A 13,919-nucleotide genomic window follows, 5' to 3' on the forward strand; every position below is an offset into this window, starting at 1 on the left:
AAACAAACAGAATGCTATCGCTGCATAGTTGAACAGTGATGTTCAGCAGTGTTCAGCGTAAATGTATCAGTCTTTTAAGGGCTGCTTCCTACCGCTATTGAGCGCTACGGCTATGGCTCGCCGCAACACCCTACAAGATGACCTCAACTACCAACAAGCCAAGCGCAGCCTGCGCCAGTGGGTGGCCCAACTGGATCTGCGCCCCCAAGAGGTCGCGGGCTTAGAAGGGGAGTTGGAGAGCTTGCAAGCGCTCTTGGACAAGCTGGAAACCGAGGTCATCCACATCGCCGCCTTTGGTCTGGTGGGGCGAGGCAAGTCTTCCCTGCTCAATGCCCTGCTGGGCGAGCCAGTCTTTGAGACGGGGCCCACCCATGGCATCACCCGTACCCAGCAAGCGGCAACTTGGAACATCAGCTGGGAAACCCGCCCCCAGTCCTCCTTCTCTGGCACATCCCTGCAGGGATCCCGCCTCCCCCCTTCCTCGGTGCAGTCGGTACAGGTCGCCCATTGGCAGGGATCCCGTCTGGAGCTGATCGACACTCCCGGCCTGGATGAAGTAGACGGCGAAGAGCGGGCGCGGCTGGCCCGAGAAGTGGCGCAGCGGGCGGATTTGATCCTGTTTGTCGTCTGCGGGGATCTGACGCGGGTGGAGTTTGAGGCCCTGGCCACCCTGCGGGAGGCGGGCAAGCCTATGCTGCTGGTGTTCAACAAGATCGACCAGTACCCAGAGGCAGATCGCCAGGCCATTTACGACAAGATCCGCAACGAACGGGTGCGGCAGCTCCTTTCTCCCAACGAGATCGTCATGGTGGCGGCCTCCCCTCGCGTACCCCGCCTGGTGCAAAGGCCGGATGGGAGCTTTGCTGCCCAGATGGAAGTGGGATCCCCGCAGGTGGATGAGCTGCGCCTGAAAATCCTGGAAGTCCTGCATCGGGAGGGGCGTTCGCTGCTGGCCTTGAATGCCCTCCTGTTTGCCGATCGGGTTAACCAGCAGGTAATTGAGCGCAAGCTGCAAACCCGTGCCCAGCAAGCCCAAGACCTCATCGCCTCAGCCGCCCGCACCAAAGCGCTGGCGGTTGCCCTCAACCCCATCACCCTGCTCGATACCTTGGGAGGGCTGGCCATCGATGTCACCCTGATCCTGCGCCTGGCCCGCCTGTACGGCTGGCCCATGAGCACTGCAGGAGCCACACAACTGCTGCAGAAGATCATCCTCAGCATGCTCAGCCTGGGCGCCGGCGAGTGGGTGGCGCTGTTGGGCCTGGGATCCCTGAAAACCTTGCTGGGGGGATTCTCTCTGGGAGCCTACGGTTCCGTGGCCCTGACGCAGGCGGTGTTGGCCGGGTTTTCCTGCTATGCCATCGGCGAGTCCGCCCGCCGCTACCTGGCCCAGGGAGCCAGTTGGGGGCCAGAGGGCCCCAAAGCCGCCATAGCCCAGATTTTGGCCGATTTGGACGAAGCCTCGATCACCGCCCGCCTGCGGGAGGAAATCCGCCACAAAATCGGATTTGCTTTCCCCTGAACCTCTACAATCGCCTCTACAATCAGAGAGCCGAGCCGCATCGTTCGCATGACCTACTGCCTTGGCATCATCACCCGCTTTGGCTTGGTGATGGCGGCAGATTCCCGCACCAACGCCGGGGTGGACTACGTCTCCACCTACCAAAAGCTGTTCGATTTTTCCGTGCCCGAAGAGCGGGTGATCTTGATCTGCACCTCCGGCAACCTGTCCATCACCCAGGGCGTTTTGACCGAAGTGCAGCGGGATCTGCGCCAACAGGAAAGTTCCAATCTCCACACCTTCCCCCATCTCTACGACGTGGCCCGCTACCTGGGATCCAAGATTCGTTACATCCAGGAGCAAGACCGACCCTGGCTGGAAAAGGACGGTATCGACGCCCAGTGCAGCCTGTTGTTGGGGGGACAGATCCGAGGCGAGGAGCCGGCCCTCTTTTTGATCTACAGCCAGGGCAACTGCATCCAGGCCACCCCGGAAACCCCTTTTTTGCAGGTGGGGGAAACCAAATACGGCAAGCCAATCTTGGATCGCACCCTCTCCTACGAAACCTCGCTAGCAGATGCGGCCAAATGCGCTCTCCTCTCCATTGACTCCACCATGAAATCCAACATCTCCGTCGGCCCCCCCATCGATTTGGTGATGGTGCAAGCGGATCAGTTCAAGGTCACCCACCGTCTGCGCCTGCGCACCGGGGATCCCTACCTGGCCAAGATGCGCAAACTGTGGGAGAGCGCCCTCAAACAAGCCTTCGACCAAATGCCCCCCATCGAGTGGGACTACTCGGATCCAGCTGATCGGGAAGAGCTGCTCGACTGAGAGGAGGAGATTGGTAGGATAGGGGTTAATCCATCTCTGCCCAACCCCTGCCATGTCAGCCCACACCTTTCAAGACTTGATCTTTCGCCTGCAACAGTTTTGGGGGGAGCAGGGCTGCTTGATCCTACAACCCTACGACCTGGAAAAAGGCGCCGGCACCATGAGCCCCCACACGTTTTTGCGCGCCTTGGGGCCGGATCCCTGGCGAGTGGCCTATGTCGAACCCTGTCGCCGCCCCACCGATGGACGCTACGGTCAAAACCCCAATCGCCTGCAGCACTATTTTCAATACCAAGTGTTGATCAAGCCCTCCCCCGATGACATTCAAGATGTGTACCTAAATAGCCTGCAAGCTTTGGGCGTGAACCCGGCAGAACACGATGTTCGCTTTGTGGAAGATGACTGGGAATCTCCCACCTTGGGGGCTTGGGGCGTGGGCTGGGAAGTGTGGCTGGACGGCATGGAAGTAACCCAGTTCACCTACTTTCAGCAGGTGGGCGGACAAGATTGTCGCCCGGTTTCTGTAGAAATTACCTATGGGCTAGAGCGCCTGGCCATGTATCTGCAGGGGGTGGATTCGGTTTTCGATCTCTGCTGGAATGAGCATCCTTCTCTGGGACGGATTACCTATGGACAAATCTATTTCCAAAATGAGGTCGAGCAATCTTATTACAACTTCGAGTATTCCGATCCGGAGATGCTACTGGAATTGTTCCGGCTCTACGAAGCCGAGGCCAAGCGTTTGATCGAAACCACCCAACAGAAACTGCAGAAACAGGTGTTGCCGGATCGGTTGGCCGTGTCTCTGCTCCTGCCCGCCTACGACTATGTGCTCAAGTGCTCCCACACCTTTAACCTGCTCGACGCTCGTGGTGTCATTGCTGTAGCCGAGCGCACCCTCTACATTGGGCGCATCCGTAACCTGGCTCGACAATTGGCGGAGCTGTACGTTAGCCAAGCCGATCGACCGGGATCCAGCTATGCCCTGCGGCAACCGGAACCCGCTTTGGTTTACAGGGGTGCCTCTCCCCAGAGTTAATTCTTGAGAAAGGGATCCCACCTTTGGCTATGATGAGAGATTGGTGTCAGCAAGGTGCTGGCTGCCCAAATGGCTCTTGTGGAAAGTCAGTGACCTCGTTTTCATCCTCTTTTTCTGACCAGTTCACCTTACTTTTTTCGGAAAAGCTTTATGTTTTACCATCATCCCGTCACTCGGGTTTCCATCTTTATTGATGGCAATAATATGTTTTATGCTCAACAGAAAAATGGCTGGTTTTTTGACCCACGCCGGGTGCTGGATTATTTTGTTAGATCACAGCCGAATGTTGAATTGGTCAACGCCTTTTGGTACACCGGCATCAAGGATCCCCATGATCAGAGGGCCTTTCGAGACGCTCTGATCAGCATGGGCTTCACTGTGCGCACCAAGATCCTCAAAGAATATCGAGATGAAGACTCCGGTCGGTACTCCCAAAAAGCAAATCTGGATATCGAAATAGTAATCGATATGTTCAACACCGTTGGCCAGTACGATAGGATCATTCTATTTAGCGGCGATGGAGATTTTGAGCGGGCCGTCGAGCTGTTGCGTTCCAAAAACACGCTGATTACAGTTGTCTCCACCGAAGGGATGATCGCCCGCGAGCTGCGCAACGCCACCGACCGCTACATCGACCTCAATGACATTCGCCCCTACATTGAGAAGTTAGACAAGTAGTGCTTTGGGCAGGGTTCTGGACTGCTTCCTCTGCCGTCGGGTCAGACCCATAGCCTCCTGGCGAGCTGGCGACAACACCGCCTAAGTTCGTTCTGGCTTTTTCCATCTTCACGGATCCCATCCCTGCCACACAAGCGGCACGTCCGTTGTACCGGCTCTAGTCAGCGCTGCCGGAAAGGAGCTGTCCCGGCCAATTCCAGTAGGGTGCTCTGGTGTCCGGCAGAAGGGCTGTGTCTTCTCCCCTTGGCAGCCAACTTCTGGGCAACCTCAGTTCAGGCAGGGGAGCAGAGAGGCTAGCATTGTAAAAAATCTTTTCTTTGCCCTGATCAGGTTTTTATGACCGGCGTTCCTGTCTCCCGCATTCGCAACTTTTCCATCATCGCCCACATCGACCACGGCAAGTCCACCCTCGCCGATCGCCTCCTGCAGGAAACGGGCACCGTTTCAGCCCGCGAGATGAAGCCACAACTGCTGGACAGCATGGAACTGGAGCGGGAACGGGGCATTACCATCAAGCTGCAAGCGGCCCGCATGAACTACCGTGCCCAAGACGGCCAAGATTATGTTTTGAACCTGATCGACACGCCAGGGCATGTGGACTTCACCTACGAAGTCTCCCGCTCCCTGGCCGCCTGTGAAGGGGCGCTGCTGGTGGTGGATGCCTCTCAAGGGGTGGAGGCCCAAACCTTGGCCAATGTGTACCTGGCCCTGGAGAACAACCTGGAAATTATTCCGGTGATCAACAAAATCGACCTGCCGGGCGCCGAGCCGGAGCGGGTGATTGCGGAGATTGAGCAGGTAATCGGCCTCGACTGCAGCGGGGCAATCCTCGCCTCTGCCAAGGTGGGTATTGGCATTCAAGAGATTCTGGAGGCCATTGTGCAGCGGGTGCCCCCCCCACGGGATACAGTGGCGGATCCCTTGCGGGCCTTGATTTTCGATAGCTACTACGACGCCTATCGCGGCGTGATCGTCTATGTGCGCATCATGGACGGGGAGGTGAAAACGGGGGACAAGATTTGCTTTATGGCCTCTGGCCGAGAATACGAGATTACCGAGCTGGGGGTGATGCGTCCCAACCAAGAGCCGGTGGATGCCCTACATGCGGGCGAGGTGGGCTACATGGCCGCCGCCATCAAGAGCGTGGAACACGCCCGTGTTGGGGATACCATCACACTGGTGAATCGCAAAGCTCCTGAGCCCCTGCCCGGCTACAAAGAAGCCAAGCCGATGGTGTTTTGTGGCCTGTTCCCCAGCAGCTCCGATCAGTACGCCGAACTCAAAGAGGCTCTGGAAAAGCTCAAGCTCAACGATGCTGCCCTGTACTTTGAGCCAGAAATTTCCAGCGCCATGGGCTTCGGCTTCCGCTGTGGTTTTCTGGGCCTGCTGCACATGGAGGTGGTGCAGGAACGCCTAGAGCGGGAGTACAATCTCGATCTGGTGATCACAGCTCCGACGGTGGTGTACCAAGTTACCCTCAACAACGGCTCTGTGATTCGGGTGGACAATCCCAGCAAGCTGCCTCCCCCCAACGAGCGCACCAGCATTGAGGAGCCGATTGTCAGGGTAGAGGTGATTCTTCCTGAGGAATTTGTCGGTACCGTGATGGAGCTGTGTGAGACCAAACGCGGCACTTTTAAAGACATGAAATATCTGGCGCAGGGTCGGACTACGCTGGTGTACGAGCTGCCTCTGGCGGAAGTGGTCACCGACTTTTTCGACCAATTGAAATCACGCACCCGCGGTTATGCCAGTATGGACTACCAAATGATTGGCTATCGCGCCGATGATTTGGTGCGTTTGGACATTTTGATCAACGGCGATGTGGTGGATTCTCTATCCACAATTGTGCATCGGGACAAAGCTTTTTATGTAGGCCGTTCCCTAGTTGCCAAGTTACGAGAGCTGATCCCACGCCATCAATTTGAAGTGCCCATTCAGGCAGCAATTGGCTCTAAAGTGATTGCTCGTGAAACCATACCAGCCCTGCGCAAAAACGTCTTGGCCAAATGCTACGGAGGAGATGTGACCCGCAAACGCAAGCTTTTGGAAAAACAAAAAGAGGGGAAAAAACGCATGAAGGCGGTGGGAACAGTGGATGTGCCCCAAGAAGCGTTTATGGCCGTGCTGAAGTTGCAAAATGATTAGGGCCATGGGCACTCAACTGGGGCGGGAAGAGGTGTTGGCCTGGCTACAGGAGCGGGTGTCTCCTCCTCGCCTCCGCCATATCTTGGGGGTAGAGGGGATGGCCCGACAGCTGGCGGCCCACTACGGGCTGGATGAGCAGAAAGCTGCTTGGGCAGGGCTGATGCACGACTTGGCCAAGGCTTTCCCGCCGGAGCAACTGTTGCAAAGGGTGGCTCAGGAACGGGAGCTGGATGAAATTGAGCGGGCCGAACCTCACATCCTGCACGCTGAGGTGGGATCCCTGGTGGCGCGGGAGCAGTTTCAGGTACAGGACCCGGAGATTTTGGCGGCCATTGCCAACCACACGCTAGGGCAGCCCGGCATGGATCCCCTCAGTTGTGTGGTTTTCGTGGCCGATGCCCTGGAGCCGAATCGGGGCAACAGCCCAGAATTGGAGCGGTTGCGGCAGATGGCTTTTGTAGATTTGTCTAAAACCGTAGTGGGAGTATGTGACTTGAGCCTAAAATTTTTGCTAGACCGGAATCAGGTGGTTCATCCGCGCACACTCATGACTCGGAATCATTTTTTGTTACATCCTTTAGAAAAAGCGGTGTCCTAGGTTAACTCAGTCGTTTCAGGAGGGTTTTAGTTGCTACATCTCATGCCTGCCCCTGCTGGGGATCCCATCTATTGCATGGCGCTGAGTGCAGCTCGCGCGGCAGAAGAGAAAAAAGGTGGCGATATCGTTCTGCTGGATGTATCCCAAGTCTCCACTTTGGCAGATTACTTTCTTCTGGTCAGCGGCTACTCGCTCACGCAAGTCCGCGCCATTGCCCGAGCAATTGAGGAAAAGGTTTGGGACGAGTGGAAACAAACTCCGCGCCGCATCGAAGGGCAGGAATCGGCCTCTTGGATACTGATCGACTATGCCGATCTCATTGTCCATGTGATTATGCAACAGGAAAGGGACTACTATGACCTAGAGTCTTTCTGGATCCAGGCTCAGCGAGTCGATCTGCCCATAGCAGGCTAAATCTATTTGTTTTGGATCCCTGGATTTGGCAGTTCTTCAGGTCTTGGAGCCAAGGGAAGAGTTGCTCTTTACAACTCTTTAACTGCCTTCCAGGGCCTCCTTGACAGACAGAAGTTTTAGTCAATTGTCAAGAAATATGTAAGTTTCTTAATATTCCCGCAATTTCTTACACAGTCACGTGTTAGGGTAGTGAATGACAAATAGCTGAGTAAGATCTTCCTGCCTTTTGCAGTCGAGTTTCTATAGTCTTTGTTAAACGCTCTACCTTGTTTCTCTTGAACGCTGATAATTCTTCGTTGGTACTGAATACCAGCAAAAAGATTTTCCAGCTGCTGATGGCTCCTATTGGCTGCTTTCAGCGGCAAGTGGAAAGGCAAACGAGGTGAATAGAGGAGGCAAGGATTGGCTGCACAAGAGGATCTTACGAACGAAACCGCAACTTCTTCCCGACGGCAGACTTAACTGCAACCGGCTTAAATGGTCGGCCTGTAGGCAAAATCCGGTGCCAAAAGCAGCGGAGGAAGATGGGGAAGCAGCGTTTTTTGTTTAATGTCTGTTTTTAAGAGCGACAGGGATTTTTAGGAGGGACATTCATCATGGAAAAGATGTTGGTTAATATCGTCGAGTACCTGGCATTGGGAGAACTGGAAACTATCCTCTCCACTGAGCACCCCCATCAACAGGTGTTTTATGACGCTAGGGAGCGGGAAGCGATGATGCAGCAGATCCTAAACCGGGTCCCCGCCATCTACATGTGGCTGGCTGCCGATGAGTGTCCCAGCCGCGATCAACTCAATTCCTCTGAGCTGGAATTGCTGCGGTCGGTAGTGCGGGATGTGGTCAATCAAAAACTCCAACAAGCCTCTTTTGGCCTTGACCCCTATGCGGGATCCATGTCAGAGGTCTTCTACGGATAGAGGGGGCGGGCTTAAGCTACACTGCAAAGGCGTTGCCTTAGCTTGTTGCCTCTGCCCATGTTGCCTGTTTACTATTCTGATATTTTCCTCAGCCACGATACTGGGCCATTTCACCCCGAGCGTCCGGCTCGCTTGCAGTCCATTGTTAAGGCGCTGCGTGGTGCCCCTTTTGCCAACCAGTTGGAATGGCGGGATCCCCCCTTGGCGGAGCTGGCAGAGCTGGAGCGAGTACACTCGCGTCAGCACATCCAACAGGTGGCTGAGTTGGCAGCAGCAGGTGGGGGACGCATCGATGCCGACACTGCTCTCTCGGGGAGAAGTTTTGAGGCAGCGCGCCTGGCTGTGGGGGCTTGGATTGCCGGCTCTGCCTCGGTTTTGGCCACCGCTCAGCCGGCTTTGGTGCTGTGTCGTCCGCCTGGGCATCACGCGGAGCCGGAACGGGCAATGGGATTTTGCCTCTTCAGCAACGCGGCCATTGCGGCGCTGTGGGCGCTGGATCAGCCGGGGGTAAAGCGGGTGGCGATTTTCGATTGGGATGTTCACCACGGCAACGGCACGCAGGCGGTGGTGGAGCGCTATCCCCAACTGGCTTATGCCTCTATCCACCAGTTTCCCCTCTATCCCGGCACGGGATTGGCCCAGGAAACCGGGATCCACGGCAACCTCTGCAACGTGCCTTTGCCTGCCGGCTCGGATTGGTTGGCCTACAAAAAGGCCCTCGACGAGAAGATCTTGCCGTTCTTGCAAGCGTTCCAGCCGGATTTGCTGCTGGTGAGCGCCGGCTTCGACTGTGCCAAAGGGGATCCCTTGGCCGGTATGCGGCTAGAGCCGGAAGACTTTGGCCGCATGGCCCGCCTTTGCCTGGAGCAGGTGACCCGCAAAACCCTCTTCGGCTTGGAAGGCGGCTATAACCTGGACAACCTGGCGCGCGGCTGGCTGAGCCTGGCCCAAGCTTGCCTGGAGAGTTAACCTTTCCACTTCACCTTGGGTAAAATCTGCCGCACATCCACCCGATCCTTGTACTTGAGAGCAAAGTTGAGCAGCGAATCCAAGAGGGAATCGGACAGATAGTGGGGCTGGAGGCCCAGGTCTAGGAGCTTGGTGTTTTTGGCGTTGTAGTAGTGCTCTTCCAGCTCGACGCGGGGGTTCTCCAGGTGGTTGATTTCCACCTTCAGGCCCATGGTGGCTCCCGCCTTTTGCACCAGCAACGCCAGTTGCTCAACACTAAATTGCTCTGTGAACTGGTTCATCACCCGGAATTGGCCCGGCTCGGCAGGGTGAGCAATGGCCAGCTCCACGCAGCGCACCGTGTCGCGGATATCCAGGAAACCGCGGGTCTGGCCGCCCTTGCCATACACTGTCAGCGGATGGCCCACGGCCGCTTGAATGCAGAAGCGGTTCAGAGCTGTGCCGAATACGCCATCGTAATCGAGACGGTTGATCAGCACCTCGTCCATGCCGGTTTCTTCTGTGAGCACGCCGTATACCACCCCTTGGTTGAGGTCGGTGGCCCGCAGGCCCCAGACGCGGCAGGCGAAGTGGATGTTGTGGCTGTCGTGTACTTTGGAGAGGTGATACATGGATCCCGGCTGCTTGGGGTAGGGCAGGGTATCCTTGCGGCCATTGTGCTCGATGGTGATGTACCCCTCCTCGATGTCGATGTTGGGGGTGCCGTACTCGCCCATGGTGCCCAGCTTCACCAGGTGGCAATCGGGAAATTCCTCCTTGATGGCGTAGAGGATGTTCAAGGTGCCCACCACGTTGTTCACCTGGGTCATCACCGCATGCTCGCGGCTGATCATCGAATAAGGGGCAGAGCGCTGCTCGCCAAAGTGAACAATGGCCTCCGGCGGGAAGCGGCGCATGCAGGAGATCAGGGCTTCGTAGTTGGTAACGTCGCAGACAAAGATGGGAATGTCCTTGCCGGTTAGCCCCTTCCAGCAATCCACCCGTTGCTCTAGCTGGGCAATTGGGGTCAGGGTAGAAACCCCCAGTTGCAGATCCCAGAGGCGGCGGACGTAGGAATCGAGAATGGCCACCTCATAACCCCTGTTGGATAGGTATAGGGCCGTCGCCCAGCCACAGTATCCGTCACCACCAATAACCAAGACTCTCATTAGGGAAGCAAAATTCGGCTGCAGACGAATCTACCAAGTTATGGCACCAAAGACAAACTCTCCTGGGATCCCTTCGGGGTGCTGGATAGCCCCTTATTCGATGCGAGGCGGGTTGTCCAGGGTATAAACCGTGGTCTCGGCGGCAATGGCACGGCGCAGGTGAGCTGGGACTTGGTAGAGGCCCAGAAGGGTAATGCCATCGATGAATTGCAGTGCCCCCCGCTCGGGATCCAACTGTTGGCTCAGCATCTGGTCGATCTGCTCCGGTTCTGGCCTGGGGGAGATGGGATCCTGAGCTGCCAGGGCAAAACCCAGTGGGCCACCGTAGGTGGGGGCATAGATGGCGTAGGGCTGCACGGCGGCAAACACCGTTTTCAGGGTGCGAACAATGCGGGTGTGTTGATGAAGCTCAACCGGCCCCGTCGGCCCGGCTTGGATGGTGAAAGCCCCATCGGGCTGCAACTTGGAGCGAATCTGGCGGAAAAACTCCTGGGTGAAGAGGCGATAGGCAGGGCCGGACTCAATGGGATCGGAGAGATCGGAAAGGATCACATCCCAAATGGGGCCTGTTTCTTGGAGAAAATCCAAGGCATCGGCAATCACCACCTCCACCCGCGGATCTTCAAAGGATCCCTGGTGCATTTCCGGCAGGTGCTCTCGGCAGGCTGCCACCACCTCCCCATCGATGTCCACCATCACCACCTGCTCCACCGAGCGCCAACGCAGCACCTCCCGCAGCGTTGCCCCTTCTGCCCCCCCCAACACCAGTACCCGCCGGGGGATCCCGCCCGCTTGCACGACCTGCACCATAGCCGGATGAACCAAAGCCTCGTGGTACAGAAACTCATCCACGGTAGTGGATTGCCAATGCCCATCCAGCATCAGACCCTTGCCGAAGGCCCCCGTCTCGGCGATCAGCATCTCCTGGAAAGGGGTTTTTCGGTAGGCCAAGATGCGCGTGACGGCACGGGCGGTGTAGTCCCAAGGGGTAAAGTACTCCTGAACCCAGAAGAAACTTCTCGGGCTGCTCATAAGCACCTCGCTACAGCTTTTTCCAGCAACATAGACTGACCTCTGGGGTGAATCGGATCCCACCCAGCCTACAGATGGCCCCCATGACAGTTTGGAAAAAGCTGCGATTGGCGAAGATCTCAGCGCCTTCGTCGGGTCGCTTCACAGGTGAGCACCTCAGCCGAGTCTGGGGCCTCTTCCAGGAGTGTCGGTTGCGCGGTGCGGCGGGGCACCTTGCGCAGGGAATATCGTCGCGCTTGAAACACGTCGATCAGATATTCACAGGCCGCTTCCGGTCGGGTGTGGCGACCACAGGTGAACACATCCACCGCCGCGTAGCCCGCTTCGGGCCAGGTGTGAATGGAGATGTGGGATTCCCCCAAAAGAGCGAGGGCTGTAATCCCCTGCGGCTCAAATGGATGGCACAGCTCTCCCAAAAAGGTGGAGTTGGAGCGTCTGGCTGCCTCTCGCAAAGCCTGTTGCACCAGAGAGGCATCATCCAAAAGTTTGGCCGGGCAGTCGTAAAGCTCCAGGATACAGTGGATCCCGATCAGAGCTGGAGACCTATCCCCTAATTGGCCAGATAGTGTGTGCAGCATACTATCCCCTAATTGGCCAGATAGAACTGATTAGAACCAGAGGCTGCACAGAAAGCGCAGCTTTACCATTATCTCACAATTGACATACTCCCCTGCCTAAAGGCAGGGGATTCTGGTTCCTGGTTCTGCGACAGCACTTACCGTGTCAGGTTGCCCCTCCACAGCAGCGGTGCTCATCGCGGCAGCGGGCCGTAGGCCTTTCTCCCCAGGCGTTCCCCCTTTCGGGGCGGCTCCCTTTTGCCCAAAGGTACCGTTGTTCCACTCCTCACCCAACAACTCCAACCCTTTGCGCAGGATGTTGATGGCCGCATTCTCATCCCGGCAAAGTACCACCCCACACTGCGGGCATTGATGGGTGCGAGTGGACAGCGTCTTCTTCACCCGGTGGCCACACCGAGAACAGTCCTGACTGGTGTACTGGGGCGGCACGGCCACCACCACCTTGTTGAAGACCTTCCCGTAGTAGTCCAGCCACCCGGTGAACAAACTCCAACTGGCATCGTGAATCGACTTGGCCAAGTGGTGATTCCACACCAAGTTGCGCACCGGCAAGTCCTCATACGCCACGATGTCGCTAGACAAAGCGCTCCGCGCCGCCGTAGGCGAGCACTACGCACCGGGCCAACTTCACAGCCCAGTCTCTACGCTGGCGTTGGACTTTGAGATGCACCTTGCCCAGTCGCTTCCTCTGCTGGTGGTAGTTCTTGGATTGGGGTTTGGCCCCTCTCCGAAACTTCCGACTTAACCTGCGTTGCTCTCGCTTTAACCTCCTTTCGGCACGACGCAAAAACTGGGGGCACTCTACCTTGTGGCCGTGGCTGTCGGTGTAGAAGTGCATCAAGCCCACATCCAGCCCCACCACCTCGCCGGTGTAGCCCACCTTCTCCCGACGCTCCACGTCCAGGCAGAACTGGGCGTAGTAGCCATCGGCTCTCCGCACTACCCGCACCCGATTGATTTTCAGGGTGAGGATGTCCCGCCGCGCCTTGTCGTTGCAATACAAAGCAAAGGTGCCTGCCTGGAAGCCGTCCGTGAAGGTCATGGACATTCCATCTTGGGAGAGCTTCCAGCCGGAGATTTTGTACTCCACGGAGCGACAATGTTTCTGGAACTTGGGATAGCCCTTCCGGGCTGCCTTCTCCTTGCAGCGGCGGTAGAAGTTGGAGATGGCAAACCAGGCTCGCTCCGCACTGGCTTGTCGGGCAGAGGAGTTCAGCTTCTGGGCGAAGGGGAACTCTCTGGCCAAGTCCTTGCAGAGGGAGTACAACGTGGCCCTGTTCACCCCCTGATGATCCATCCAGTGGCGCAGGCACTTGTTGCGCACGAACTGGGCAGTCCGAATGGCCTCATCCAAGGCTTGGTACTGCTGGGCTGTGCCGTTGAGGAGCTTGGCTTCGAGGACGCGCATGAGCCTACTTTATCAAAGGTCTAGCAAGATAAAAGCCGCCCTGGTCGCGTCAGCGGGCCGTAGGCCTTAGGGCGGGGCTTCAGACCCAGTTTTTTGGTAAAGCCAAACTACCCTCCCCAGCAGCTTTTTTCTTAACCGAAAGTTAACCCTAGGCCCAATCTGGAGCCACTGCACCACCGACACCAGCGTTCCGGGAAGGGGCTGGAGAAGCTAGGGCTGCTGCTCCTTTGAAGAGGGAGAGGGGGGATAGAGCAGGGCTTCCAGCTCCTGCAGCGCTTGCTCCAGGTTGTCGTTGACAATCACGTAGTCAAATTCGTCTTGGGCATCTAATTCCTTGCGGGCCTGTTCCAGGCGGCGCTCGATGCTGGCCTCTGAGTCTTGTCCGCGCTCGCGGATGCGACGTTCCAGCTCTTCCAGAGAAGGGGGACAGAGAAAGATGCGAATGGCATCTGGGTACTGTTGCCTCACCTGACGGGCCCCCGCCAGCTCAATTTCCAGCAGCACATCCTGACCCTGATTGAGTTTTTGGAACACGATCTCGCGGGGAGTGCCGTAAAAGTTGCCCGCGTACTGTGCCCATTCCAACAGCTCGTTGGCTTCAATCAAGTTGAGAAATTCCTCCCGGCTGCGAAAGTAGTAGTTGACACCTTCCTGT

At 57.0% G+C, this 13,919-nt stretch carries 15 protein-coding genes; 9 read left to right on the top strand and 6 right to left on the bottom strand.

The window, feature by feature from the left end:
- The first annotated feature begins 112 nt into the window (after nucleotides 1–112).
- The 9 genes from NW837_RS00005 (at nucleotide 113) to NW837_RS00045 (ending at nucleotide 9,098) form a co-directional block, all read left to right on the top strand.
- Nucleotides 113–1,522, top strand: coding sequence for a DUF697 domain-containing protein (locus NW837_RS00005; RefSeq protein ID WP_414328677.1), 1,410 nt, complete (start codon nucleotides 113–115; stop codon nucleotides 1,520–1,522).
- Nucleotides 1,523–1,570: 48 nt separating this feature from the next.
- Nucleotides 1,571–2,335, top strand: a complete 765-nt coding sequence (locus NW837_RS00010) for a proteasome-type protease (protein ID WP_011431739.1) — start codon at nucleotides 1,571–1,573, stop codon at nucleotides 2,333–2,335.
- Between the two features lie 52 nt (nucleotides 2,336–2,387).
- The gene (glyQ, locus tag NW837_RS00015) at nucleotides 2,388–3,374 is read left to right on the top strand and encodes a glycine--tRNA ligase subunit alpha (RefSeq protein ID WP_414328660.1); all 987 of its coding nucleotides are present in this window, start codon (nucleotides 2,388–2,390) and stop codon (nucleotides 3,372–3,374) included.
- Between the two features lie 150 nt (nucleotides 3,375–3,524).
- Nucleotides 3,525–4,052 (top strand): NYN domain-containing protein, encoded by a 528-nt coding sequence (locus NW837_RS00020; protein ID WP_011431737.1) that lies wholly within the window; start codon nucleotides 3,525–3,527, stop codon nucleotides 4,050–4,052.
- A 336-nt stretch (nucleotides 4,053–4,388) separates the two neighbouring features.
- Complete coding sequence (gene lepA, locus NW837_RS00025) at nucleotides 4,389–6,200, top strand: translation elongation factor 4 (RefSeq protein ID WP_414328663.1); 1,812 nt, start codon at nucleotides 4,389–4,391, stop codon at nucleotides 6,198–6,200.
- 4 nt (nucleotides 6,201–6,204) lie between these two features.
- Nucleotides 6,205–6,798, top strand: a complete 594-nt coding sequence (gene yqeK / locus NW837_RS00030) for a bis(5'-nucleosyl)-tetraphosphatase (symmetrical) YqeK (protein ID WP_414328665.1) — start codon at nucleotides 6,205–6,207, stop codon at nucleotides 6,796–6,798.
- 42 nt (nucleotides 6,799–6,840) lie between these two features.
- Nucleotides 6,841–7,212 carry a ribosome silencing factor gene (rsfS, locus tag NW837_RS00035; protein WP_011431734.1) on the top strand — a complete coding sequence of 124 codons (372 nt, stop codon included), beginning with the start codon at nucleotides 6,841–6,843 and terminating at the stop codon, nucleotides 7,210–7,212.
- Between the two features lie 596 nt (nucleotides 7,213–7,808).
- Nucleotides 7,809–8,129 carry a hypothetical protein gene (locus tag NW837_RS00040; protein WP_011431733.1) on the top strand — a complete coding sequence of 107 codons (321 nt, stop codon included), beginning with the start codon at nucleotides 7,809–7,811 and terminating at the stop codon, nucleotides 8,127–8,129.
- Nucleotides 8,130–8,186: 57 nt separating this feature from the next.
- Nucleotides 8,187–9,098 (top strand): histone deacetylase, encoded by a 912-nt coding sequence (locus tag NW837_RS00045; protein WP_414328667.1) that lies wholly within the window; start codon nucleotides 8,187–8,189, stop codon nucleotides 9,096–9,098.
- Here the strand turns inward: NW837_RS00045 and NW837_RS00050 are convergent.
- The 6 genes from NW837_RS00050 to gmk all read right to left on the bottom strand — a co-directional run.
- Complete coding sequence (locus NW837_RS00050; RefSeq protein WP_414328669.1) at nucleotides 9,095–10,246, bottom strand: NAD-dependent epimerase/dehydratase family protein; 1,152 nt, start codon at nucleotides 10,244–10,246, stop codon at nucleotides 9,095–9,097. The genes NW837_RS00045 and NW837_RS00050 overlap by 4 nt on opposite strands.
- A gap of 93 nt (nucleotides 10,247–10,339) precedes the next feature.
- A complete protein-coding gene (locus tag NW837_RS00055; RefSeq protein ID WP_414328671.1) occupies nucleotides 10,340–11,278 on the bottom strand; it encodes a fused MFS/spermidine synthase in 939 nt (312 codons plus the stop codon).
- Nucleotides 11,279–11,397: 119 nt separating this feature from the next.
- Nucleotides 11,398–11,856 (bottom strand): adenosylmethionine decarboxylase, encoded by a 459-nt coding sequence (gene speD / locus NW837_RS00060; protein WP_414328672.1) that lies wholly within the window; start codon nucleotides 11,854–11,856, stop codon nucleotides 11,398–11,400.
- Between the two features lie 96 nt (nucleotides 11,857–11,952).
- Nucleotides 11,953–12,438, bottom strand: coding sequence for an RNA-guided endonuclease InsQ/TnpB family protein (locus NW837_RS00065; protein ID WP_414328673.1), 486 nt, complete (start codon nucleotides 12,436–12,438; stop codon nucleotides 11,953–11,955).
- Nucleotides 12,431–13,264, bottom strand: a complete 834-nt coding sequence (locus tag NW837_RS00070; RefSeq protein ID WP_414328675.1) for an RNA-guided endonuclease InsQ/TnpB family protein — start codon at nucleotides 13,262–13,264, stop codon at nucleotides 12,431–12,433. The genes NW837_RS00065 and NW837_RS00070 overlap by 8 nt, the downstream gene beginning before the upstream one ends.
- A 210-nt stretch (nucleotides 13,265–13,474) precedes the next feature.
- Nucleotides 13,475–13,919, bottom strand: a 445-nt coding sequence (gene gmk, locus NW837_RS00075; RefSeq protein WP_414328676.1) for a guanylate kinase, incomplete at its 5' end; no start/stop codon positions are given.

Source organism: Synechococcus sp. R6-10 (assembly GCF_047461815.1).
Lineage (GTDB): Bacteria > Cyanobacteriota > Cyanobacteriia > Thermostichales > Thermostichaceae > Thermostichus.